At 58.1% G+C, this 24,878-nt stretch carries 21 protein-coding genes; 12 read left to right on the forward strand and 9 right to left on the reverse strand.

Annotation, left to right across the window (positions count from 1 at the left end):
- Positions 1-280 precede the first annotated feature (280 nt).
- The 5 genes from PseAD21_RS02855 to PseAD21_RS02875 all read left to right on the forward strand — a co-directional run bounded on the left by PseAD21_RS02855 (position 281) and on the right by PseAD21_RS02875 (position 8,994).
- Positions 281-544, forward strand: coding sequence for a hypothetical protein (locus PseAD21_RS02855; protein WP_102354413.1), 264 nt, complete (start codon positions 281-283; stop codon positions 542-544).
- 179 nt (positions 545-723) lie between these two features.
- Complete coding sequence (locus PseAD21_RS02860; protein ID WP_102354414.1) at positions 724-1,131, forward strand: hypothetical protein; 408 nt, start codon at positions 724-726, stop codon at positions 1,129-1,131.
- 195 nt (positions 1,132-1,326) lie between these two features.
- Complete coding sequence (locus tag PseAD21_RS02865) at positions 1,327-2,571, forward strand: glycosyltransferase family 4 protein (protein WP_102354415.1); 1,245 nt, start codon at positions 1,327-1,329, stop codon at positions 2,569-2,571.
- 1 nt (position 2,572) lies between these two features.
- On the forward strand, positions 2,573-3,427 hold the full coding sequence (locus PseAD21_RS02870) for a hypothetical protein (protein ID WP_102354416.1): 855 nt from the start codon (positions 2,573-2,575) through the stop codon (positions 3,425-3,427).
- A gap of 2 nt (positions 3,428-3,429) precedes the next feature.
- A complete protein-coding gene (locus PseAD21_RS02875) occupies positions 3,430-8,994 on the forward strand; it encodes a calcium-binding protein (protein ID WP_102354417.1) in 5,565 nt (1,854 codons plus the stop codon).
- 66 nt (positions 8,995-9,060) lie between these two features.
- On the opposite strand, the gene PseAD21_RS02880 is transcribed toward PseAD21_RS02875, so the two are convergent.
- A complete protein-coding gene (locus PseAD21_RS02880; RefSeq protein ID WP_102354418.1) occupies positions 9,061-10,173 on the reverse strand; it encodes an enoyl-CoA hydratase/isomerase family protein in 1,113 nt (370 codons plus the stop codon).
- Positions 10,174-10,306: 133 nt separating this feature from the next.
- Between PseAD21_RS02880 and ung the strand changes: the two genes are divergently transcribed.
- Entirely contained in the window at positions 10,307-10,999 is a 693-nt protein-coding gene (gene ung / locus PseAD21_RS02885; protein ID WP_007963257.1) for a uracil-DNA glycosylase, read from the forward strand.
- Positions 11,000-11,126: 127 nt separating this feature from the next.
- Here ung and PseAD21_RS02890 read toward each other — a convergent pair whose 3' ends face one another.
- The 5 genes from PseAD21_RS02890 to PseAD21_RS02910 are packed head-to-tail and all read right to left on the reverse strand — an operon-like array spanning position 11,127 to position 16,496.
- Positions 11,127-12,161, reverse strand: coding sequence for an AbrB family transcriptional regulator (locus PseAD21_RS02890; protein WP_102354419.1), 1,035 nt, complete (start codon positions 12,159-12,161; stop codon positions 11,127-11,129).
- A complete protein-coding gene (locus PseAD21_RS02895; protein WP_102354420.1) occupies positions 12,154-13,668 on the reverse strand; it encodes a tripartite tricarboxylate transporter permease in 1,515 nt (504 codons plus the stop codon). Before PseAD21_RS02895 ends, PseAD21_RS02890 begins: the two co-directional genes overlap by 8 nt.
- Before the next feature lies 1 nt (position 13,669).
- The gene (locus tag PseAD21_RS02900; RefSeq protein ID WP_102354421.1) at positions 13,670-14,128 is read right to left on the reverse strand and encodes a tripartite tricarboxylate transporter TctB family protein; all 459 of its coding nucleotides are present in this window, start codon (positions 14,126-14,128) and stop codon (positions 13,670-13,672) included.
- Between the two features lie 58 nt (positions 14,129-14,186).
- A complete protein-coding gene (locus PseAD21_RS02905) occupies positions 14,187-15,164 on the reverse strand; it encodes a tripartite tricarboxylate transporter substrate binding protein (RefSeq protein ID WP_102354422.1) in 978 nt (325 codons plus the stop codon).
- A 39-nt stretch (positions 15,165-15,203) separates the two neighbouring features.
- Positions 15,204-16,496, reverse strand: coding sequence for an OprD family porin (locus PseAD21_RS02910; protein WP_102354423.1), 1,293 nt, complete (start codon positions 16,494-16,496; stop codon positions 15,204-15,206).
- Positions 16,497-16,733: 237 nt separating this feature from the next.
- Here PseAD21_RS02910 and PseAD21_RS02915 point away from each other — a divergent pair, with 237 nt between their 5' ends.
- Together PseAD21_RS02915 and PseAD21_RS02920 are read left to right on the forward strand one after the other, a co-directional pair.
- The gene (locus PseAD21_RS02915; protein ID WP_102354424.1) at positions 16,734-17,405 is read left to right on the forward strand and encodes a response regulator; all 672 of its coding nucleotides are present in this window, start codon (positions 16,734-16,736) and stop codon (positions 17,403-17,405) included.
- Entirely contained in the window at positions 17,398-18,783 is a 1,386-nt protein-coding gene (locus tag PseAD21_RS02920; RefSeq protein WP_102354425.1) for a sensor histidine kinase, read from the forward strand. The genes PseAD21_RS02915 and PseAD21_RS02920 overlap by 8 nt, the downstream gene beginning before the upstream one ends.
- Before the next feature lie 109 nt (positions 18,784-18,892).
- Here the strand turns inward: PseAD21_RS02920 and PseAD21_RS02925 are convergent, their stop codons facing one another.
- Positions 18,893-19,714: an HDOD domain-containing protein gene (locus tag PseAD21_RS02925; RefSeq protein WP_102354426.1), complete on the reverse strand. Its 822-nt coding sequence runs from the start codon at positions 19,712-19,714 to the stop codon at positions 18,893-18,895.
- A 35-nt stretch (positions 19,715-19,749) separates the two neighbouring features.
- Positions 19,750-20,691, reverse strand: a complete 942-nt coding sequence (locus tag PseAD21_RS02930) for a folate-binding protein YgfZ (protein WP_102354427.1) — start codon at positions 20,689-20,691, stop codon at positions 19,750-19,752.
- 149 nt (positions 20,692-20,840) lie between these two features.
- Between PseAD21_RS02930 and PseAD21_RS02935 the strand changes: the two genes are divergently transcribed.
- Together PseAD21_RS02935 and PseAD21_RS02940 are read left to right on the forward strand one after the other, a co-directional pair.
- Complete coding sequence (locus PseAD21_RS02935) at positions 20,841-21,095, forward strand: succinate dehydrogenase assembly factor 2 (RefSeq protein ID WP_025110671.1); 255 nt, start codon at positions 20,841-20,843, stop codon at positions 21,093-21,095.
- Positions 21,079-21,531, forward strand: coding sequence for a protein YgfX (locus PseAD21_RS02940; protein ID WP_102354428.1), 453 nt, complete (start codon positions 21,079-21,081; stop codon positions 21,529-21,531). The genes PseAD21_RS02935 and PseAD21_RS02940 overlap by 17 nt, the downstream gene beginning before the upstream one ends.
- Here the strand turns inward: PseAD21_RS02940 and nadB are convergent.
- Entirely contained in the window at positions 21,500-23,116 is a 1,617-nt protein-coding gene (gene nadB / locus PseAD21_RS02945) for an L-aspartate oxidase (protein ID WP_102354429.1), read from the reverse strand. The genes PseAD21_RS02940 and nadB overlap by 32 nt on opposite strands.
- A 558-nt stretch (positions 23,117-23,674) precedes the next feature.
- Between nadB and rpoE the strand changes: the two genes are divergently transcribed.
- Complete coding sequence (rpoE, locus tag PseAD21_RS02950; protein WP_003172477.1) at positions 23,675-24,256, forward strand: RNA polymerase sigma factor RpoE; 582 nt, start codon at positions 23,675-23,677, stop codon at positions 24,254-24,256.
- A gap of 30 nt (positions 24,257-24,286) precedes the next feature.
- Complete coding sequence (locus PseAD21_RS02955; protein WP_102354430.1) at positions 24,287-24,874, forward strand: sigma-E factor negative regulatory protein; 588 nt, start codon at positions 24,287-24,289, stop codon at positions 24,872-24,874.
- The last annotated feature ends 4 nt before the right edge of the window (positions 24,875-24,878 follow it).

Genomic DNA, 24,878 nt, shown 5'->3' on the forward strand with positions numbered 1-24,878 from the left:
ACTGCTCCATGCGCGGCGCGAATGGTCGTTCCTGTACTCCTGGCCATTACGCAGGCCGACTGTGGGAGCGGGCTTGCTCGCGAATGCGGAGGGTCAGTCAACATTGATGTCGCAGGAACACCGCATTCGCGAGCAAGCCCGCTCCCACACGGGACTTTCAGGGTTCCCGTCACCGCTGATCTGAAGCCTGTCCGAATCTGGCACTTGCCCCGGACCTGACAGTCAAAACTGTGTCGGCTGCACTGTCCTGCTGCGGCCGTGGGTCTTTCAGGAGGCCGCCATGGGTATTTCAAAACTGTTGCGTCGAGGGCTGCTGGGAGCGGTGCTCGGTTTGGGTTTGTCCGGGTGTTATTACTACGCTGGCCCTTACGATGCTTCCCCCGCCACTTACTACTATCCCGGCTATTACTCGCCGTATTACTACGGCGGTTATTACGGGCCGCGCTCCTACGGTGGCGGCCGTTATTACTATGGTGGTTACGGCTATCGCGGCGGCTATGGACGCGGCTATCACGGCGGTGGGTATCACGGTGGACATCACTGATCGGTGGCTGAATGACAGTGGTTTCCAAATGAACAGGATTTCATTAATCACTTGTTTCAACTTGTTACGGAAACGCACCAGATTCAGAAAACGCTGTCAGATATTTCGTCAGTCACCGAATAAACGACTGATGCCTGCCAGCGTCGCTGGTGTGGCTACCCGCGGTCCAGGAGGCCGCCATGTATCGACGAATTCTTCTACTTGCTGCGATGATGTTTTCCGTTGCCGGTTGCGCTCCCTACTCCTACGCAGACAGTTATTACAGCTCGGAGGTCTACACCTCACGCGCACCGGCGTACTACAACACGGGCGGCACGTATTACAACGGTGGCAGCACGTATTACGCGCAGCCACGCTACTACCAGCCAGCCCCGCGGTATTACCAGCAACCGCGCTATTACCAATCGGCGCCGCGCTACTATCAACCGGCCCCGCGTTACTACGAAAGCCGTCGCTGGCACGACAACGATCGCGGACGTTGGGATGGCCACCGTCGCGGCGATTGGGATAATGATCATCGCGGTCGTGGCAACTACGACCGACACAGTGGACGCGGCGATCACAATGGGCGTGGCAACCGCTGGTAAATCCACGCAAAAGAAAGCGGCGCAATTAGCGCCGCTTTTTTATGCCCGTCGAAAAGTCGTCCCATTAGCCATCTCCTAGGGCATTCCCAGACGCTTCCTACAGTTTCATTTCCTTGCATTTGTTAGCGTTTGTTCCTGCCGATCGAGGTGAGCAAAACTCAGTTCAATAGCGGCGAATAAAAGGACGATGCCGCTATGAAGCTTCTTGTGATTCACCAAAACTTTCCGGGCCAGTTCCGTCATGTGGTGCTGGCGGCGATTGACAGACGTTATGAGGTTTTGGCGATAGGTCGGGATACGGCACCGGGTATCGCAGGGGTGAAAATATATCGATACCGCGCTGCCAGCAGAGCACCGGGCGATATTCACCCCTACCTGACCCATTACGAACAAGCGGTGACTGATGGACAGAAGGTTTTTGAAATTCTGAGCAGGCTGAAACATTCGGGTTATCGGCCGGACGTGATTCTCGCTCATCCCGGATGGGGGGAAACGCTCTTCGTCAAGGATGTTTATCCTGATACACCGCTAATTCACTATTGCGAATATTACTATAGGGCGCAGGGCGCGGATTCCGGGTTCGACCCTGAATTCCCGCGAGCCCCAAGGGAGTCATCAAGGCTGCGAGTGCTCAATTCGCTGCATCTTTTGAATCTCGAGCAATGTGACATTGCCATTGCGCCCACGCGGTGGCAGCGCAGTCTGTTTCCGGCCGCTTATCAGTCGGCCATTCGGGTTATTCATGAAGGCGTTATTCAAAGTGCTTACTTGACGAAAGTTGGGGCCGTCAGGTTGCCCAATGGCGTCGAGCTGAGAGCCGGGCAGCCGATCGTTACTTATGTCGCGAGGAATCTTGAGCCTTATCGCGGGTTTCACAGTTTTATGCGAACGATCCCGCATATTCAGGCTGAGTGTCCCGATGCGCAGATAATCGTAGTGGGCGGTGATGACGTCAGTTATGGGTGTAAGCCGGTTGGCTATGCAAATTGGCGCAGCAGGATGGAGGCAGAGGTAAGTTTCGATCATTCCACCGTTCATTTCACAGGGAAGCTTCCTTACCAGACTTTTCGGGCAGTTCTGGACTGTTCAAAGGTTCATGTTTATTTGACGTATCCGTTTGTTTTGTCGTGGTCGTTATTGGAGGCGATGGCGGCTGGGTGTGTGGTGGTAGCGTCGGATACGGCTCCGGTAAGAGAGGTGATCGTCGATGGGCACAATGGAATGCTGGTGGATTTCTTCGATCATCACGGTATCGCCAAACGTATTGCCAGGGTTCTTGATTCCGTTGATGAGTACGACTGCCTTCGCAGCGCTGCGAAGTTGACGGCGAGCAGATTTGATGTGGAGTACGGCACGAAACACTACTTTGAAGTATTTGAAAACGCGACGTCCCGGCATCTCAAGAAACAGCCTGCTCCTCAGTTTGACAGGGAGATTTGAAATGCTCCGGATGTCGCGTAAGCATTTGGTTAAATGGTTTAAGAAGTTATTGAAATACGGCTTGTTTATTTATGTCTGTTATTGCGTGGTGGATTTTTATATCCGTGAAGAAGAAACCTCCAAAGCGATGGCAATTTATTACGTGGATCAGGAGGCCTGTCAAAAGAAGCTGGCGAGCATGAAGCAGGTGCCCATACTGGGCGGCAGCTATGTGGATAAGACTCTGGTGCCGGAGTTTTATGTTGGCATGCCTGAATTGTCGAATAAGAAAGCGTGCCTTGCCAATACGCTCAAGGGGCATTTCTGGTGGACCGGGACGGAGATACGCTCGTACCACGATCAGAGTGTAAAACCGACTCCTGAAAGTTGGCGTCTTTATAAAGTGAACGCCGGGCTTTATACAAGAAAAGAGACTACCGAGCCCCATGAGCGGGGTTATCGGCACGTCAACTGGCCGGATGAATTGATTGTAAAGCTAAAAAATTATCCGGGACTGGAGCTTTGGCTTAATGCACCTCCGCCGCATTTCAAGAATGAGGGGGTCGTTAGAACGTTTGTCATTACTGGCTGGTCGCGGCGTGATGGAACACCTCGATTAATAAATTGTGACGGCTTGATACGTCCGGCTTCCGAGGAAGAACTGACTGGCAAGAAACTGGCAAAGTTCAGCAGAACTGAACTGGAGAATCTGGATTTTGGGACGTTGAGTTTTTTTTGCACAGTGGAGTTACACAGCTTTGATTTTTCCGGGGGGCACGGTCGCGTAAGTCTCCGACTTTCCTCATTACGCGAAGCACCTGGGATGCTCAAGTTTCTCAGTGATTATCTATCACGCGCTGTTATTACAAGGAAGTAACGATGAGTTATGTATTTAGCGATATGGAAAAAACAGAAATCTTTAATGCAGCCAATATTTGTAAAGGGATGAGGCTGCGCTCAGAAGAGATTCAGTACGAAGCGCTGGAGTTGGCAGGGACTGGCTGCGCTCCGCTGTATCAAAAGCTATTTGATATTATCGATGGAAGAGTTTCTGAAATTTTAGCTGTTGATGAAGAGACTGCAAAAGTTCTGAATAGCGCCAGGCTCTGGCTTGCCGTGGCCATTGATGCCAACGGGGGAAACGGTGCCTACTCCGCCCTGATTCGCGGCTACACCTCGCGCCAAGGCGAATTGAGACTGAATAGAATCTTCAGTGAAGACCTGATGCAGCTGTCATCCAATCAAGTCGCCGTCAATTTCATCAATACCCTGATCGACGGATCCCTTGCTGATCGATTGGCACCCTGGACGGTTCCGTCCATTAGCCAGATCGCAGAAATCGATGCCAGCGCGATTGGCGAGGCTCTGTTTAGTAAGGTTTGCGGGGAGGACGATACAGCCGTGAAACGCAATGCCGGCTGGTCCGGAACGGTCGGATTCAGCCTGTTGGGTGGAGCGCCGCCCTATGAAACCTGGAGATTGATCTCCGCTGGTGATTCGCAAGGGGAAGATGGCGGCCCGCCGACTCAAGCAAAAGCCAACAGGCTCGATGACTATAAAAATATTCTGTTCGCCATCGATTCATACAGTGTCGGCCTGCGAGCGGCGATCAGCAATTTCGGCGTCAACCCACTGCAAAGTCTGCTTTCCGTCGTGCCAGAGCAAATCAATATCGCGCTCGCCAGTGGCAGCCTCAATCCGCTGATTCAGCATGTCGTTCAAGGCACGCCGGTTTCCGTCGTGGTCGACCTGATGCTGCGCTATGGCCAGAACGAATTCCTGGACATGTTCAAGCGCACCTACGACGGCGATTCAGCAGCGCCAGCTACCACCGATGAAACCTTCGCCACCAACGCTCACGCATTCTTCTCGGCATTTTCACCGGAGCAGTCCCAAAGCATCGTCACCCAATCAATAGGCGAATACGGAAACGCGAATTCATGGGCAAAACTGGCTGGGGAGTCGACACCCATCGGCCTGTCGTTGCGCAATTCCCTGAAGCAACTCAGTGAAATCGTCATCGAACGCGATGACGGTTACCCCGGACGCGGACTGGAACTCTACGATCCGCTGACCGGCGAAGGTTTCATCACCGCGCAATGGCTCGTTGATCGTGCGCAGATGTTGGCCCGGTTGATTGCCCGAACTCAGGGCTCGTTTGGAGAACACTCGCTGCAGAAGTTTTCCTACTCCGATCTTGCTTCAGCCAAACAGGTGCCGATGACCACCGGTGTGTTAAATCCGCTGGTGATGTTCGGCGATGACGGCGCGCGGTCTTTCGAGGGCGGTGTGAACACTGATCATCTGTATGGCGGCGCGGGCAATGACACGATCAACGGACTGGCAGGTCACGATGTCATCGAGGGTGGACGCGGCAACGACTTGCTTGCCGGAGGCGACGGCAATGATGCGCTGCACGGAATGGCCGGTGATGATGTTCTGGTCGGAGGAAAGGGCAGCGACTCTTTGATCGGTGGCGAGGGCAGCGACCGCTATGAGTTTTCCAGCGGTGATGGCATCGATGAGATCTTCGAAGCCAATGCCAATGGGCAGCTATGGATCAACGGCGCGCCGATTCCTTCACTCAAACGCCGCGCCCCTTTGAGCAATATCTGGTCGACCGAGGATCAGGCCATCACCCTGACTCTCATCGAAGAACTCAGCGAACCCACGCTCAACATCAAATATGGCCTGAACGATCTCGTCGTTATCAAGAACTTCCGCCCCGGGATGCTGGGTATCCGACTTCCTGAACACCATGACCATACGTTCTCTGCTCCCGATCTGGTTCTCCAGGGCGACTGGAAAGCGAAAGATATCGACCCCAATGTTCCCGGGGATCAGTTCTCATACGATGAGTTGGGCAACGCCTTGTTATTGCCCAACGTAAAACAGAGAAACAAGGCCGATTTGCTCTACGGCTCTGCAAAAGACGACGTCATTCTCGGACTTGGTGGATCAGACCGATTGTTCGGCAAGGACGGAAACGATCAGTTGTTTGGGGATAAACAGACGACGCTCGAAAAAGCCATGGCCGCTGGCGACTCTAAAGGGAAAGCAGCTCGAGGCGATTGGCTTGATGGCGGTGCTGGCCACGATTTGCTCATCGGTACGGCATCCCAGGACGTGCTTCTGGGCGGTAACGATCGGGATACGCTGATTGGCGGTGCGGGGGATGACATTTTATCAGGGGATGAAACGACCGGCGCGCTGGAGCAGAAATGGGGATTCACACGCGTCAAAGTTCTTATAGACGGTGGTGTCACCAGTCACCGAACTGTCTTTTCAAAGGCCTCCTTTAAAGGTTCGACGCAGGGCGATAACGATGTTCTCTACGGCCAGGGCGGTCGCGATGTTCTCAATGGCGGATGGGGTGAGGATCTGCTTGATGGCGGAACTGAAGATGATCTTCTTTGGGGGGAGGGGGGGAATGACACGCTGGCTGGAGGAAGCGGTAACGACACAATGATGGGAGATAACCTCGACTGGGGCGGTGGACTGCAAAGCAAACACCATGGCAACGATGTATTGGACGGTGGCAGTGGCGATGATTGGCTCGCTGGTAACGGTGGAGCCGATGCGATTTATGGTGGCTCTGGCAATGACACTCTCCACGGGGATGACGATGTACTGAACGGCGTTGCCGGTGACGCCGCGCACTTTTTTGGAAATGACCTGCTAGACGGTGGTGCGGGAGACGACAAACTTTTGGGGGGCGGGGCGGATGATCTGCTGTTCGGAGGTGAAGGTAATGACGTGCTGGCCGGGGACAATGCTGAGCATCCGATTCGTTATCACGGTAATGATTTACTTGATGGTGGAGCGGGCGATGACACACTTCAGGGAATGGGTGGCTCCGATACTCTGATCGGCGGGGCAGGAGCTGACGCGATGGATGGCGATGTGTCCAACCTGCAGTCAGGTGGAATCAACAATGATTACCTTCAAGGCGATGAAGGAAACGATACCCTCTTGGGCGGCTTGGGCGCCGACACACTTTACGGCGGCGCTGATGATGACATTTTATCCGGCGACTACGAGCAGACAGCCGAGGCTGAACACGGCGCGGATTATCTGGACGGTGGTTCAGGCAACGATACCTTGCTGGGCGGTGGTGGCAACGACACATTAGTGGGCGGGGAGGGTGTAGACCACCTTCGCGGCGATTCAGGCAATAACGTTTTTGATGGCGGGGCCGGTAACGACGTGATGGAGGGCCATGACGGCGCTGATGTTTACTATTTCGGGGTGGGTAATGGTCTTGACGTTATCACCGATTCAGGTGGCAGCAATGTCATCAAGTTCGGTGCCGGGTTCTCTGCGGAAAGTTTGAAAGCCGACATCATTGATGTTTCCGTAGGCCGGGTATTGCGGCTGTTCAATGGTGAGGGGGACGCCATCCTTATCAGGAATTATGAAGAATGGAAGAATTCAACGTTCACGTTTAGCGATGGTGTCATTCTCGGCTATCAAGAGGTCATGAAAAAAACGCTGCCAGCTGTAGAGATCATCGAGCCGCCAGCAGGGGATGGAGTGCTGGCCAAAGAAGAAGATAAAGACATTATTGCAGACGAAGAACAGGTTGCTGTTCCGGACCAATCAGGGATCGTTGTTCCTGGCGAGGAACGAAGTTATGCCATTGATCATGATGTTGGCTGGACAGACAGGTTCCTGGCGGAGCTCAAAGCAAAGCGCTCCGCAAGCAGGCATGCAACAGGCTTTACCTTGAGCAAACCAGGTGTCTGGGTTCGTAACCATATAACCACCAACGATACGGGTTATATCACCCACACTGATGTGATCGATGAAAGCATCGAAACGGGGGTATTGTCTGAAACGCCTCAATGGATGGGGTCTGCCACTGGCGATGCGGTATTTAGCGAAAGACAGTCAAGCTCTACATCCCAATCCAGTTTTCGAGAGGTAAAGAAAGAGGGCATTACGTCGCCGTTATTACTGGAGCCACGTTATTTTCGATCTGGCACTGCCAGCGGTTTTTCATTCAAAATCGGCGACGTAATTATCGCGGATAGAAAAGATTCAGGCGCTATTGAAGGGTGGTACGTCTATCCCGCTGAAAATTTCGCGGCGGGCGAAACTGTCCGCAGGGAATTTCGGCGGGATGTCACAACTGAAACGATCAAACATAAAGTTGTCTACGGCGACGATGCCGGTGGGCGAGTTAATGTCGAAGTCGGCAATCTTTTCCAGGGTGGTGCGGGCGATGACCTGATCGTCGCCTATTCTGGTTTTCTGCTTAATTATGGCTCTATCAATGACAGGATACCGGGTGCCTTTTTGTCCGCCGGGGCAGGCAACGATACCTTGCTCGGTTCTGAAGGCGCTGATTATTTAGTGAGCGGCGCAGGGGATGATTACCTGTACGGTGAGAACGGTGCCGATACTTACATCGTGCAGGCGCATGCTGGCGCAACGACCATTATCGCGGATGTGCTGAATCCGGTTTTTCTCCGACCTGAAGTAGGTGTGGCCGGATGGAAGGACGAGTATGGGTTGGTCGATCAAGATACTGTCGTGCTTCCAGGGGACGCGACGCAGGAGAATTTGCAGCTCAGTTGGGGCGCAACACTCATTGAAACAGTCAATGTTGAGTTGGCACCTGATCCGCCTCGTAATGCCTATGGCCATCCGCCTCGGGCAAAAATGCTCTACTCGACACTCGATATTAAATGGGGTGGGTCGCAGGAAGTTCGTATTGTTCTACCCAATGCCGGGGATGTTGTGGGTTCCGGTATCGAGGTTATAAAGTTTGCAGATGGATCAAGCGCTAGTCTCAAAGAGTTGTTTGGCTCCAGTCAGCTGGGTCCTGCACCGGATACTTATCACAATGGTCTCTTGGTTGCTAATGCGGCCAGCGCCAAATCTTTGAGAGATGGCCAAACGCTCCCGCTGGTGGGAAGTCACGGTAATGACACTTTAAGCGGTGCAGGTGAAATCAGAGGTATGCAGGGACATGATGCGCTGATGGGGAGTGTCGACGATGATGTACTGCTAGGCGGTCCCGGTAATGACACATTGTCTGGTGGTGCTGGCAACGATCTCTATAAATACGATGGTCTTGGAAGGGACGTGATCAACAACACTGGGGGCGGGATTGATGGAATCGATTTTTCCGGTGTGGACCTACCTATTGAACAATTAAGGTTTCATCGCGATCAGGATGATCTTGTGATAGTGGTCAGTTATGGCATGGGTCCCAAGATTCGAGTGGCTAATCATTTCTCTGGAGGCGAAAGCGCGATTGGGTTCATAAGGGTTAGCGGCGAAGGAAAAACGGTTCAAGACTACACCGCAATGCAAATTGCCGAACGACTGCATCCTCTTCCACCACTGCGTGATGTGGAGGATATTCTTGTAAAGGAAAATGAAGAGGCGCAACTCGCATTGGCCGAAATAATTCAGTTCTACGAACTGAACATGTGACCGCAATAACTTCAGATTGAGGGAACCGCGATGGGACCAAGAGGTGATCATCGCGGGCAATCAATCTCAATACTGCGTCAAATCCGCCAACGGATGCCGACCTTCCCAGACCTTGTGAAAATGCGCCTCAACCACCGCATCCGGCACGTTGTTGATGTCCGGCCAATGCCAGTGTGGCTTCTGATCCTTGTCGATCAACCGCGCGCGCACCCCTTCGCTGAATTCCGGATGTCGGCAGCAATTGAGGCTCAAGGTGTATTCCATCTGAAAGACTTCGGCTAATGACAGGTAGCGGGCGCGGATGATCTGTTCCCAGACCAGGTGCGCGGTCAGCGGCGAACCTTCGCTCAGGGTTTTCGCTGCGCGGGCGATCAACGGGTCGCTGCTGTCGCGTTGCAGGCTGATGGCTTTCCAGGCGCAGGTTACGTCGCTGACGTCGAGCAGTTCATCGATCGGCTGACGGCGCGGCAGCCACTGCGCCTCGGGCATTTGTCCCACGGCTTCCTGTTGCAAGGCCTTGAGCAGACTGTTGAGTTGCATGTCGGTCTGTTCCTGCCAGTTCAGTTGCAGCAGGCCTTCGATCAGTTCCGGCTGCTGCTCATCGAGCAGGAAGCGATCGGCCAGGTCCAGGTCGATCGCATCACGTGCGTTCATGTGCGCGCCGGTCAAGCCGAGGAACAGCCCGAGCTTGCCCGGCAATCGCGACAGAAACCAACTGGCGCCCACATCCGGATACAGACCAATGGTGATCTCTGGCATCGCCAGACGACTGCTCGGCGTAACGATCCGTGTGCTGGCGCCTTGCAACAGGCCCATGCCGCCGCCGAGCACGTAACCGTGGCCCCAGCAGATCAGCGGCTTGGGGTAGGTGTGCAGGCTGTAGTCCAGGCGATATTCCGCGGCGAAAAACTGCGCGGCCAGTGGCGGGACTTCGCCGGGATGGGCGCGGCAGGCTTCCACCAGGCTGCGCACTTCGCCGCCGGCGCAGAACGCCTTGGCGCCGTTGCCGCGCAGCAGCACGCAGACGATTTGCGGATCCTTGGCCCAGGCGTTCAGTTTGTCGCTCAGGGCGTTGATCATCGGCAAGGACAGCGCGTTGAGCGACTTTTCAGCGTCCAGGCTGGCGACCCCGAGGCGGGCGCCGTCGGTGCCGGTGAGTTCTTCGAAGTGCAGATTCATCGTGACCTCGATCGGGAATTTGAACGATCAGTATGATCGTTGTGTGGGAAAGTGCCGGATCTGCGTCAGATCAATTGACAAGCATGGGCGGGTTTCCTAGGGTTCGCCCCAATTGTTTTCGCCGGATGTAACCATGACTGCTGACGACCGTATCAAACTCGAACCGAGCTGGAAGGAGGCACTGCGTGCTGAGTTCGACCAGCCTTACATGGCAGAGTTGCGCAACTTTCTGCAGCAGGAGCGGGCGGCCGGCAAGGAAATCTATCCGCCGGGACCGCTGATTTTCAATGCGCTGAACTCCACGCCGCTGGATAAGGTAAAAGTCGTCATTCTCGGTCAGGACCCGTATCACGGCCCGGGCCAGGCCCATGGCTTGTGCTTCTCGGTGCAGCCGGGCGTACCGGCGCCGCCGTCGCTGGTCAACATCTATAAAGAGTTGAAACGCGACCTGAACATCGACATCCCCAACCACGGCTACCTGCAAAGCTGGGCCGATCAGGGCGTGCTGATGCTCAACACCACCATGACCGTGGAGCGTGCCAACGCCAACGCGCACAAGGACAAGGGCTGGCAGTTTTTTACTGATCGGATCATTGAACTGGTCAGCGAGCGGCAGCCGCACCTGGTGTTCATGCTCTGGGGCGCGCATGCGCAGAGCAAGCAGAAGCTGATCGATGCGACCAAGCATTTGGTGCTGACGTCGGTGCATCCGTCACCGCTGTCGGCGTATCGCGGCTTCTTGGGTTGCGGGCACTTCAGCCGGACCAACAAGTTTCTTGAGCAGAATGGCGAAGCGCCGATCGAGTGGCGTCTGCCGCCGGTTTGACTGGCTGACCGGGCCGGCCCCTTCGCGAGCAGGCTCGCTCCCACAGGTTATTGTGGTTGCCACAGATTGTGTGCACACCTCAAAACCTTGTGGGAGCGAGCCTGCTCGCGAAAAAGGCGACTCGGTATCACTCGGGATTACGGTTCCAGTACTTGAACAACGGCTCCGCCAGAAACAACACAAACAACAGCCGCATCACCTGCATCGCCGTCACCAGTGGCACCGACAGTTGCAGGGTCTCCGCCGTCAGACTCATCTCGGCAATCCCGCCGGGCATCATGCCCAACGTCAGTGAACGCAGATCCAGATGGGTCAGCGCACTCAAGCCCAATGCCGCCAATGTCGCGATCAACATCGTCAGCGCCGTGCCGATCAACGTGCGGCCCATGAATGACGGCGCGCGCCGGAAGAACTGGCGGTTGAAGTGACAGCCGAGTCCGCTGCCGATCAGCCACTGACCGATCTGGCTGCCACCGTCCGGCAGACCGATGTGCAGATCCCAGACGATGCTCACCGTGGCACTCACCAGTAACGGCCCGAACAGCCAGGGATTGGGTTGACGCAAACGCTGCCAGAGCCAGGCGAGCAGGGCGCCTGTAGGAAATAGAATCGCCAGCCAGCGCCAATCGACGTTGCCGGCGTGGGAAATCGGTGTGCCGTCGCCCAGCAGATACTTGAACGCTGCCGGCACGCACAGCACCACCACCAGTACCCGCAGGCTTTGCCCCGCCGCGACATGGCTGAGCATCGCGCCATTGCGCGCACCGAGGTTGACCATCTCCCCGGAACCGCCGGGCATGCTCGAGAAAAAAGCGGTGGCGCGATCCTCGCCGGTACGGCGCATTAGCCACACACCGACCACTGCCGACAGGCTGGTGACCAGCGCACCGAAGAAGATCAAACCGAAGTGACTCAGCACCTGCTCCATCACCACCGGGGTGAAGTGCAGGCCGATACCGATGCCGACGATCCATTGGCCGCATTTGCGCCCGCCGGGGATTTCCGTGAGTTGCCACGGGGTCAGGCAGCGCACCAGGATGATCGCCAGTAACGAGCCGACCATCCACGGCAGAGGCCAGCCGATCTGGCTGGCGATAAAACCGCCAAGCAGACCGACCAGCGGGGTGGCCCACCGGCTTCTGAGGGAAGACCGATCAGACATCGGCGATGGCGCGTTGCGCGGCCGCACGTTTGCGCCAGATACGGATGATCGGCATCAGCAGCATGATCGCCGTCAGTACCCAGACACCGAGGGTGATCGGGCTCGACCAGAGGATTTCCAGCGCACCGTTGGAGATCGACAGGGCGCGCCGCAGGTTCTGCTCCATCAGTTCGCCAAGGATGAACCCCAGCAGCAGCGGCGACAGCGGGAAGTCCAGCTTGCGCAGGATGTAGCCAAAGATGCCGATACCGATCATCAGGAACAGGTCGAATGTGGTGGCGTGCACCGCGTAGACGCCGATCCCGGTGATGATGGCGATGACTGGCACCAGTGCCCAGTTCGGCACGGCGAGGATGCGGGTGAAGATGCGGATCATCGGGATGTTGAGGATCACCAGCATGACGTTGGCGATGAACAACGAGGCGATCAGACCCCAGACGATGTCGGGTTGTTGCTGGAACAGCAGCGGGCCCGGGGTGATGTTGTACAGCGACAGCGCGCCGATCATCACCGCCGTGGTGCCCGAGCCGGGAACGCCGAGGGTCAGCATCGGCACCAGTGCGCCGCATGCTGCCCCGCCGATCGCGGTTTCCGGCGCTGCGAGGCCACGGGCATCGCCTTCACCGAACTTGCCGCTGGCGCCGGCGATGCGTTTCTCGGTCATGTAGGCCACGGCACTGGCCAGGGTTGCGCCGGCACCCGGCAACACGCCCATGATGAAGCCCAGTACGCCGCACCGGACGTTGACCACGAATACTGACGCCGCTTCCTTGAAGTTGAACATCATCCGGCCCGTGGCTTTCACCGCTTCCTGGCCGTGGTGGGTTTTTTCCAGCAGCAGGAGAATTTCGCTGATGGAGAACAGGCCCAGCACCAACACCACGAACTGAATGCCGTCGGTCAGGTGAATGTTGTCGCCGGTGAAGCGGTACACACCGCTGTTGGCGTCGATGCCGACCGTCGACAGGAACAACCCGATCAGCGCGGCAATAAAGGTCTTCAACGGTCGATCGCCGGCCATGCCGCCGAGGCAGACAATCGCAAACACCATCAACACGAAGTATTCCGCCGGCCCGAAGGCAATCGCCCATTTCGCCAGCAGCGGGGCGAACAGCACCATGCCACACGTGGCGATGAACGCACCGATGAACGAACTCCACGCCGACAGCGACAGCGCCACACCGGCCAGGCCTTTGCGGGCCATCGGGTAGCCGTCGAGAGTGGTCATCACAGTGGAGGCTTCGCCCGGGATGTTCAGCAGGATCGAACTGATCCGTCCGCCGTATTCGCAACCCAGATACACCGCAGCCAACAGAATCAGCGCCGACTCCGGCGGTAGGCCGAGGGCGAATGCGATCGGGATCAGCAACGCCACGCCGTTGATCGGGCCCAGGCCCGGCAACAGCCCGACAACAGTGCCAATCAGTGTGCCGCACAGCGCGGTCACCAGGTTGTAGGGACTCAGCGCGACGCCAAAACCCTGACCCAAATAGCCAAGAGTATCCATATCAGTTCTCCAGAACGCTGAGCAGGCCAAGGGGCAGCGGAACGTCCATCAAACGGTCGAACAGCAGGTAAAGACCGACGGCCATCAGGCTGATGATCGCCACGCTTGGCAACCAGCGACCGCCGTACAGGCGTGCCATCGGGATGCCGGTGATCACGCTCGCGATGATGAAACCCAGCGGTTCAAATGTGCCGGCGAACACCAGCAGCAGGACGACGCAAATGCCGATCTTGGTCAGGGTTTCGCGATCCAGCGGTGGCTCGTCTTCACTGTGTTTGATCGGCGCGGGACGAAACACCATGTACAGCAGCGCCACGCCCATCAGGCCGAGCATCAGCAGGGGAAAGGCGCGCGGGCCCACCGGTTCGTAAGAGAAAGCCGCTTGATACGGCCACGCCATCAGAGCCAGGCCGACACAGACCAGCAACAGCACTGAGGCGAAAATGCGTTGTAAGAGCATGGGAAACTCCTGTGCCGTGGCCTCGATGCGCGAGGCCACGGCCGCTAGACAGAGACGATCACTGAATCAGGCCGAACTCTTTGGCCAGCACCTTGTAGTCCGCGACCTGCTTCTTCACGTAGGTGTCCAGCTCCGGGCCGGTCATGGCGAACGGGAACAGTTCACGCTGATCGCGCAGCTTGGCGAAGTCGTCCGAGGCCAGCAGTTTGTCGAACGCGTCTTTCCACCAGGCGTAGTCTTCGTCGCTGACTTTTGGCCCCAGGTAGAAACCACGAACCACTGGCCAGACGATGTCGTAGCCTTGTTCCTTGGCGGTCGGAATGTCTTTCATTTCCGGCTCGTCGAGGCGTTTGTCGGCGAACACGGCCAACAGACGCATGTCACCGCTCTGGATGTGCGGCATGGAGTCGGAGATGTCGGTGCTGCCCACCTGAATGTGGCCGCCGAGCAGGGCGGTGGCGATTTCGCCGCCGCCTTCGAGGGCGACGTAACGCAGGTCACGCGGGTTGATCCCGGCGGCCTTGGCGATCAGTGCGGTCTGCATCCAGTCCTGGCTGCCGACGGTGCCGCCGGAACCAATCACTACGGAGCTCGGATCCTTCTTCAGCGCTTTGACGAGATCGTCGAGGGTCTTGTAGGGCGAATCGCTTTTCACCGCGATGGCGCCGTAGCTGGTGCCGACGGCGGCCAGCCAGCGCACGTTGGTTTCATCGAAACGGCCGAACTTGCCTTGCGCCAGGTTCAGCAACGAACCGCTGGACCACGCCACCAGCGTGCCGGCGTCGGCCGGGCGCTGAGCGACCACCGCGTTGTACGCCACCGCGCCGACACCGCCGGGCATGTAGGTCACGCGCATCGGTTTGGTCAGCAGTTTTTCGTTGACCAGCGCGCTCTGCGCCAATTTGCAGGTCAGGTCGAAGCCGCCGCCGGGGGAGGCCGGGGCGATGCATTCGGGACGTTTCGGTTCGGCCATCAGTTGGCCGGCGAACAGCATGACGCCAGCGGCCAGAGCTACTTTACGCAGTGATAAGTTCATCTATGTCTCCTTGGGAGTTGTTGTTATGGACGTACTGAATTACCAAAGGGCAACGCTATAGCTCACCAGCAGACGCACTTCATCGGCATCGCGAGCGGAGTAATTGGAACGGTAGGTGGCATTACGCAGGCGTACGGCAACGTCCTTCAGGGCGCCGCTTTGTACTACATATTTGATCTCGGTGTTGCGCTCCCACTCTTTGCCTTCTTCGCCGTTCTTGAGCTTGATGTTGTCACCGCTCAGGTAACGACTCATGAACGACAGGCCCGGGATGCCGAGGCGGGCGAAGTCGAAGTCATAACGCGCTTGCCACGAGCGCTCTTCGGCGCCGGCGAAGTCGTTGATCTGCACGAAGTTGACCAGGTACGGGTCGCTGCCATCGACATACGGGAAGGCGCTGTCGCCGGACATGTGCTGATAACCGGCCGTGAATTTGTGGCCGCTCAAGGCATAGCTGACCAGGCCGTTGAGCGAGCGGTTATCGATCTCGCCGCCGCGGGCTGCACCCTGATCGTCACTGACCGCAAAGCGCAAGTCAGTGGCGAACGTGCCCGGGCCCATCGGCCGCGAGGCAACGAGGCCGAAGAAGTGCTGGTTGTAGACTTCATCGAGTTGGGCGAAGTGGTAACTGCCGGTGATCTTGTCGGTGAACTTGTAGTCCACGCCGGCAAAATCGAAATGCTTGCCGGCCACGGTACCGGCAAAACGGCTGTTCTTGTTGTTGAGGGCAATGTCCTCGAAATCGGTACTGTCGCGGTCCTTGGCCTTGTCCAGGCGGCCGCCGGTGAAGGTCAGGTTCTTGATCTCTTTGGAGGTCAGCAAACCGCCTTCAAACGTCTGCGGCAGGATGCGCCCGTCGTTCGGTTTGAGGATCGGCAGTTCCGGAATCAGGCTGCCGATTTTCAGTTCGGTGGCGGAGATTTTCATTTTCCCGGTCAGGCCGACCTTGGAATATTCGTTGGCGGCGCGCCCGTCATCGTGGGTCGGTAACAGGCCGGTGCCGGTACGGTCCGGACTCGAATCAAGTTTGACCCCCAGCATGCCCAGTGCATCGACACCAAACCCCACAGTGCCGTCGGTGTAACCCGATTGCAGGTTGAGCATGAAACCCTGCGCCCATTCATCACGCTTGCTTTGCTGGGCACTGGTGCCGTCGCGAAAGTCGCGGTTGAAGTACATGTTGCGGGTTTCGAAGGTGGCGGAACTGTCTTCGATGAAGTCGGCGTAGCTCAGCGGCGAAAAGCCGGCGAGGGCGGCGGCACTGGCGAGGGCGGTGTGGCTGAAACGCGAAGGACGAGCGGGCGTAAGAGCCCTGGTCTGCAAGGACGGCATGCGCGGTGTACTCCGTTTATTGTTCTTATTGGTCGAAAACGCTTCGAGGCGTTTTTCGTATCGCTGTGTGGCAGCAGCGACGGCAGTCGAAACTGTCCGTGACCGGACTCTAACGGCCTAACCTTTCGCTAACCTTTCAGTTGGTTTTCACGGTTTTCGGGCTTCACAGCGGCGGTTGCGGCTGTAAACTCCGCGGCAAAGAGTGGCGTCGGCCATCCCTGAATGAGGTAGAGATCCATGCGTGTTCTGCTCGTCGAAGACCATCTGCAACTGGCCGAAAGTGTCGCCCAGGCGCTCAAGAGCACCGGTCTGACCGTGGACGTATTGCACGATGGCGTGGCTGCCGACCTGGCGCTGGGCAGCGAGGAGTACGCGATGGCGATCCTCGATGTCGGTCTGCCGCGCATGGACGGTTTCGAGGTGCTGGCGCGCCTGCGTGCACGCGGTAAAAACCTGCCGGTATTGATGCTGACGGCGCGCAGTGACGTGAAGGACCGGGTTCACGGCCTGAATCTCGGCGCTGACGATTACCTGGCCAAACCGTTCGAACTGACCGAACTCGAAGCCCGGGTCAAAGCCCTGCTGCGGCGCAGTGTGCTCGGCGGCGAACGTCAGCAGCGTTGCGGCGTGCTGGCTTACGATCTGGACACCCGGCGCTTCAGCCTCGGCGAAGAGTTGCTGACCCTGACCTCCCGCGAGCAGGCGGTGCTGGAAGCGCTGATTGCACGCCCGGGACGGGTGATGAGCAAGGAGCAACTGGCTGCTCAGGTGTTCGGTCTTGACGAAGAAGCCAGCCCCGACGCCATCGAAATCTACGTGCATCGCCTGCGCAAGAAACTCGACGGCCAAGCGGTGGCGATCGTGACCTTCCGCGGCCTCGGTTACTTGCTGGAAAGCCGCGATGCATAAGCCCAGCAGCCTGCGCTGGCGGTTGCTGTGGAACCTCGCGCTGTTGCTGGTGGTGTTGATGCTCGCCAGTGGCTTGAGCGCGTACTGGAACGGGCGCGAAGCCGCCGACACCGCCTACGACCGCACCTTGCTGGCCTCGGCCCGAACCATCGCTGCGGGCCTGTCGCAGCGCGACGGGACGCTCAGCGCCGACGTGCCTTACGTGGCCCTCGATACCTTCGCCTACGACAGTGCCGGGCGGATTTATTACCAGGTCAACGACATCCATCAGAAGCTGATTTCCGGTTATGAAAATCTGCCCGGGCCGCCACCCGGCACGCCACGCACCGACGATTATCCGGCGTTGGCGCGCTTCTATAACGCGACGTATCGCGGGCAGAACGTGCGTGTGGTCAGTCTGCTCAAAGCGGTGACCGAGCCGAACATGAACGGCATGGCGGAAATCCGTGTCGCTGAAACCGACGAGGCGCGGGTCGCCATGGCCCGCAGTCTGGCGGCCGACACGCTGTTGCGCCTGGGCATGCTGGCCATCGGCGCTCTGATGCTGGTGTGGTTTGCGGTCAGTGCCGCGCTGCGCCCGCTGGAGCGCTTGCGCACGGCGGTGGAGGAGCGTCAGCCGGACGATTTGCGGCCGCTGCCGCTGGTGGAAGTGCAGCGCGAGTTGTGGCCGCTGGTGCGCGCACTCAACCATTTCACCGAGCGTTTGCGTGGGCAGTTCGAGCGTCAGGCGCAATTCATTGCTGATGCCGCGCACGAGCTACGCACACCGTTGGCGGCGTTGAAGGCGCGGCTGGAGTTGGGATTGCGTTCCAGCGAGCCGGAAACCTGGCGCAGTACTCTGGAGTCATCGGCGCAGAGCACCGATCGCCTGACCCACCTGGCCAATCAACTGTTGTCGCTGGCGCGGGTGGAAAACGGTGCCCGGGCGATTGCCGAAGGCGGCGCGCAACTGCTGGATCTGAGTCAGTTGGCCCGCGAATTGGGTATGGCCATGGCGCCTTTGGCCCATGCGCGCGGCGTCGCGCTGGCGTTGGAGGCGGATGAGCCGGTGTGGCTGCGCGGCGAACCCACGTTGCTCAATGAGTTGCTGAGCAATCTGGTGGACAACGCACTCGCCCATACCCAGCCGGGCGGCAACGTGATTTTGCGGGTGGCGGCGCCGGCGGTTCTTGAGGTCGAAGATGACGGGCCGGGAATTCCACTGGAAGAGCGTGATCGGGTGTTTGAGCGCTTCTACCGACGTAATCAGCAGGTGGCGGGTTCAGGGCTGGGGTTGGCGATTGTCGGGGAAATCTGCCGCGCGCACCTGGCGCAGATCACGTTGCATGATGGCGAGCAGGCGGGTTTGAAGGTTCGAGTGAGTTTTATTGCCGGGTAAATGTGGTGTTGGTGCGGGCCTCTTCGCGAGCAAGCTCCCACATGGGATTTGTGTACGACACAGATCCCATGTGGGAGCTTGCTCGCGAAGGCCGCGCCGCGGTTCCTGATCAGTAAAACATCGTCCGCGACTCTTTCAGATCAGCGCACAATTGCTGGTTCTCTGAATCAATCCCCAGCTTGTGAAACGCCGGCACACTCGCCGGATCAATCCGCGAAAACGGATGATCGGTGTCCTTGTGGCAATACAGGCTAGCCACCTGCACCAGATCGACGTAGTCAATCTGTGCCGAATTGCGCTTGAAGTCCTGATACAACCCCGGCAGCTCCACCAGCCTTTCCGGAAACTCCCAGACGCGCAGCAGCTTGTCGCCCAGCAGGGGGTGAATGTGGTCGATCACATGGTTGAGGCTGACCGGATCCGACAACAGTTCGTAGTGATCTTCGGCGTAGGTCAGGATCGGCAGTACGCCGATCTGATGCACCAGTCCTCCGAGCGCAGCCTGGTCAGGTTTGAGCTGGGTGTAGCGCCGGCACAGCGCGTAGCTGACGCCGGCGATCTCCAGGCTCCTGCGCCAGACTTCACGCATTTTCTGTTCGACCACTTCGGAACGCGCGTGGAAAATCTGCTCCATCACCAGGCCGATCGCCAGGTTGCTGCTGTAGTTGATGCCCAGCCGGGTGATGGCGGTGTGCAGGTCGGTGACTTCCTGCGCAGCGCGCAACAGCGGACTGTTGACCACTTTGATCAGGCGCGCCGAGAGCGCCGTGTCCCGGCCAATCACTTTGCTCAGATCGCTGACGCTGATTTCCGGGTCTTCGGCGGCCTTGCGAATTTGCAGGGCCACTTCCGGTAACGTTGGCAGAACCAGGTCATCGTTATCGATGGCCTCAACCAAATCCTGTTGGACCTTATCCGCCAGCTCGCTCATGTGGACTCTCTAGGGTGTTGCAACAAATGCTGCGATCAGCGCTGGATTTCGCGGTCACGATCCAGTTCGTAGGGCAAGTCGAGCAAATGCAGCGCGGGGCCTTCAAGGGCACCCAGGTGCAGATCACCCGCTTCGGCAGCTTCGGCCTGCAACACCGCCAGCAGTTCAATTTTTTCTTCGGTGCGGGCGGCCAGCACCACTTCGCCGATGGCACTGCCATGGCTTGGGGCGAACAGCGGGGTGCCCGGTTCCGGCAGTTCAGTCGCGTCCAGTTGCACGCGATACAGGCGCCGCTTGAGCTTGCCCAGGTACTGCATGCGCGCGACGATTTCCTGACCGGTGTAGCAGCCTTTCTTGAAGCTCACGCCGCCGACCGCTTGCAGGTTGAGCATCTGCGGGATGAACAGCTCGCGGGTGGTCGGCATGACCTGGCCGATACCGGCGCGGATCTGGCCCAGCAGCCATTGGTTCAGATCGCCTTCAGGCAGGGCGGCGGCCAATCTGGCCTTGATCGTATCGGCCTGATTGGCCGGCACCCAGAGTTCGGCGCGATTCGACGAGACGCGAATCGCGATCAGGCCTTCGCTGCGCACCACGCTGTCGGTGTCGGCGGGCAATGGCAGGCCGAGCGCGGCCAGCGCCTTGTCGCCATGCTCCAGACCAAAACGCACCCAGGCGGCGCTTTCGTCGGTCAGTTTGGATTTGGAGAACACGGCGTACTTTTTCAGGTCCGCCAGCTGTGGCTCCAGCAGTTCGCTGGCCATCGCCAGCAGCACGCCGTCACCTTCGAGCAGAATGCGGAAGCTGGACTGCATCCGGCCTTTTTGCGTGCAGCGCGCGCCGAGGCTGGCCTGACTGTCACTGAGGTAATTGAGGTTGCAGGTCAATTGGCCTTGCAGGAATTTGCCGGCATCCACGCCGCGAACCGCGAGTACGCCTTCATGAGTCAGGGTGCAGAAAAAAGCAGAATCGGCCATGGGTCATCGCAGGGTAAAAAGTCTGGGGCACATCATAAGGGCGCGTTGTTGAAATGGGTAGTTGATAAAGGATCGGTGGTGCCCGACCAAAGCCGACTGTGCGTCCCGCGTCGGGGCTGTATACTGCGCGCCTATTTGAGGAGGGCTCCATGGTCGAACAAGTTGAACTGAATCGCCTCTTTTGGCACAGCCGTCGCGGCATGCTTGAGCTTGACGTGTTGCTGGTGCCGTTCGTGAAAGAGGCTTACCCGCACCTCAATCAGGTCGATCGCGATTTGTATGTCCGCCTGCTGACCTGTGAGGATCAGGACATGTTCGGCTGGTTCATGGAGCGCAGCGAATCCGAAGACCCGGAGCTGCAGCGCATGGTCCGGATGATTCTGGATCGTGTTCAGCCCAAGTAACACGTTCGAATGCCGCTGGCATGCCTCACGGCAGTTGCTGGCGGTGTATCTGTTGGCCCAGGCGTTCGCTCTGGGTGCCTTGTTTATGCTTTCGATTCCACTCTGGGCCAGTCTGCTCGGCGCATTCGCGTGTCTGATACAGGCGCTCTGGGTGTTGCCACGGCAAGTGATGTTGACGCATCCCGACGCATTTTGCGGTTTGCGACGTGATGCCGATGGCTGGCAGCTGTGGAGTCAGGCGGGCGGCTGGCAAGCGGCGCAACTGCGCCCTGACAGCCTGGCGCTGCCACTGATCGTGGTGCTGCGGTTTCGTCTGCGCGGAGAGTGGCGCGTCAGATCGATCTGCGTACCACGCGACGCGCAGGCGGCAGATGTACACCGACGCCTGCGGGTGCGGCTCAAGTTCAGCCGGCGTAGGTGGGCGGCACCAGAATAGTATCGAGCGCCTCTGGCAGCAGGTTCGGGTAGTCGAGGGTGTAATGCAGTCCGCGACTTTCCTTGCGCTCCATGGCCGAGCAGATCATCAGCTCAGCGACTTGCGCCAGGTTGCGCAACTCGATCAGGTCGCGGCTGACTTTATAGTTGCTGTAGAACTCGTCGATCTCGTCCAGCAACAGACGCACACGGTGCTGTGCCCGTTGCAGACGCTTGTTGGTGCGCACGATGCCCACGTAGTCCCACATGAAACGACGCAATTCGTCCCAGTTGTGCGCGATGATCACGTCTTCGTCCGAATCGGTCACCTGGCTGGCGTCCCATTCGGGCAAAGCGCTTGGGGCCGCAATATCATCCAGTTGCGCAAGAATGTCCGTTGCCGCCGAACGGGCGTAGACGAAGCATTCGAGCAGCGAATTGCTGGCCATGCGGTTGGCGCCGTGCAAACCGGTGAAGCTGGTTTCGCCAATCGCGTACAGCCCCGGCACGTCGGTGCGACCGTGCTGGTCGACCATCACGCCGCCGCAGGTGTAGTGCGCCGCCGGTACGACCGGGATCGGTTGCTTGGTGATGTCGATGCCAAATCCCAGGCAGCGCTCGTAGACGGTCGGGAAGTGGCTTTTGATGAAGGCTTCGGGTTTGTGGCTGATGTCCAGATAGACGCAGTCGACGCCCAGACGCTTCATTTCATGGTCGATGGCCCGGGCGACGATGTCGCGCGGGGCCAGTTCGGCACGTTTGTCGAAGCGCGGCATGAAGCGTTCGCCGTTGGGCAGTTTCAGGTGTGCACCTTCGCCGCGCAGGGCTTCGGTGATCAGGAAACTCTTGGCTTGCGGGTGATATAGGCAGGGGGGGGGGAACTGGTTGAATTCCAGGTTCGCCACCCGGCAACCCGAACGCCAGGCCATGGCGATGCCATCGCCGCAAGCGCCGTCGGGGTTGCTGGTATAGAGGTAGACCTTGGCCGCGCCGCCGGACGCGAGGATCACGAAGCGTGCGCCGTAGGTGTCGACTTCTCCGGTCGCCCGATTCAGCACGTAGGCGCCGAGGCAGCGATCACCGTCCATGCCCAGGCGACGCTCGGTAATCAGATCAACGGCAACTCGCTGCTCCAGCAGTTCGATATTGCTGCGTTGTCGGGCCTGGGCGAGCAGGGTGGTGAAAATCGCTGCGCCCGTTGCATCGGCGGCGTGGATGATGCGTCGATGGCTGTGACCGCCTTCGCGGGTCAGGTGGAATTCGAAACCGCCGTCTTCGGTGCCGGACTGTTCGTCACGGGTGAAGGGGACGCCCTGGTCGATCAGCCACTGGATAGCTTCGCGGCTGTGCTCGACGGTGAAGCGTACCGCGTCTTCATGGCACAGGCCGCCGCCGGCGTTCAAAGTGTCGTCGACGTGGGATTCGACAGTATCGGTATCGTCCAGCACGGCAGCGACGCCGCCCTGGGCCCAGTAGGTCGAGCCGTTGGCCAGATCACCTTTGCTCAATACGGCAATGCGCAAATGACCCGGCAGGGTCAGCGCGAGACTCAAACCGGCAGCGCCGCTGCCAATGACCAGAACATCGTGTTGAAACTGTTGGCTCATTTCAGGATTCCGCTCAAAGCGACCCGGATCGGGGTTGGCGCAAGACAGCTGGATCGGCGAGTCAAGACAGCCACACAGCCCACTAGTATATAGAGGGGTGGAGCGGCACAATAGCCGGGCTCGTATGGCATTGTGAAACTACTGTGACGACAAATGCTTGACGCTTCGTCGGGAGTTTTTTTCTGTCGTTTTGGGAAAAGGCGACTGTATCGAGGATGAAACAGGCTTTTTCAGCGCACGGTCGCTCAATGTCGCTTCAGCATGCCTATAAATAATTGGAACTTTTGCCAGAGGCCCAAGATCAATAGACAGTTGCCTGAAACACGGGACAGTGTCGGCTTCAATGCAGAACCTGCGATTGGGTTTTTGCCGGCGAACCGATGACAAGATTATTCGCGCAGCCGGTTTATCCCGCGCTGCGTTTTTCGTGCGTGCCAAATCAGAGCCCGCAGGAAACTTGCCTGGAGGGGGAGAACTTTTGCGAAAAGCCCGAGTCTATGTTTGCAAGTCTGGTCGTTTAGTTATGCAAGCCTCCTCCATGCTTATCGAGGAGTGTTCATGCTAACCCAGGAAGAGGATCAGCAGCTGGTCGAACGCGTTCAGCGTGGCGACAAGCGAGCTTTCGATCTGCTGGTGCTGAAATATCAGCACAAAATTCTCGGGTTGATCGTGCGTTTCGTGCACGACACCCATGAAGCCCAGGATGTGGCTCAGGAAGCCTTTATCAAGGCATACCGAGCGCTAGGAAACTTTCGCGGAGACAGCGCGTTCTATACGTGGCTTTACCGCATTGCCATCAACACGGCAAAAAACTATCTGGTTTCACGCGGCCGCCGGCCGCCGGATAGCGATGTAAGTTCTGAAGATGCAGAGTTCTACGACGGCGATCACGGCCTCAAGGATCTTGAATCACCGGAGCGCGCATTGCTGCGGGATGAGATCGAAGGCACCGTCCATCGAACCATTCAGCAACTGCCAGAGGATTTGCGTACGGCTTTAACTTTACGCGAATTCGATGGTCTGAGTTACGAGGACATTGCGAGCGTCATGCAGTGTCCGGTGGGTACCGTGCGCTCCCGGATCTTCCGCGCCCGGGAGGCCATCGATAAAGCCCTGCAGCCGTTGTTGCAGGAAAACTGAGACAGCGGCGACAGCCAAGAGAGGAACGCCATGAGTCGTGAAGCCCTGCAGGAATCGCTGTCCGCAGTGATGGATAACGAAGCGGACGAACTGGAATTGCGTCGAGTGATCAATGCACTGGACGATGTTGAAACCCGTGAGACCTGGGCTCGTTATCAGATCGCTCGGGCAGCCATGCACAAGGATCTGCTGCTTCCGCGTCTGGACATTGCTGCGGCAGTTTCTGCTGCGCTGGAAGACGAAACGGCTCCAGCCAAAGTATCCCGTGGCCCTTGGCGCAACCTCGGTCGTCTGGCCGTTGCAGCCTCGGTGACCGTTGCCGTACTGGCCGGTGTTCGCCTGTACAACCAGGACGAAATCGCTGGTGTCGAGCTGGCTCAGCAATCCAATCAGCCATCCCTGGCCGCTCCACAGGTCAAGGGCCCGGCTGTTCTGGCTGGCTATAAGGAAAGCTCGGAAGCCACAGGCCCGATGGCCAATGGTGTACTGCAAGGTCAGCCAGGCTGGCACGATCAGCGTCTGCCAGGTTATCTGCGCCAGCATGCCCAGCAGGCTGCACTGAAAGGTACTGAAAGCGCCTTGCCTTATGCGCGTGCAGCAAGCATGGAAAACCGTTAAGGAG

Origin of the sequence: Pseudomonas sp. AD21 (assembly GCF_002878485.1) — a bacterium.
In the GTDB taxonomy this organism is placed as follows: Bacteria; Pseudomonadota; Gammaproteobacteria; order Pseudomonadales; family Pseudomonadaceae; genus Aquipseudomonas.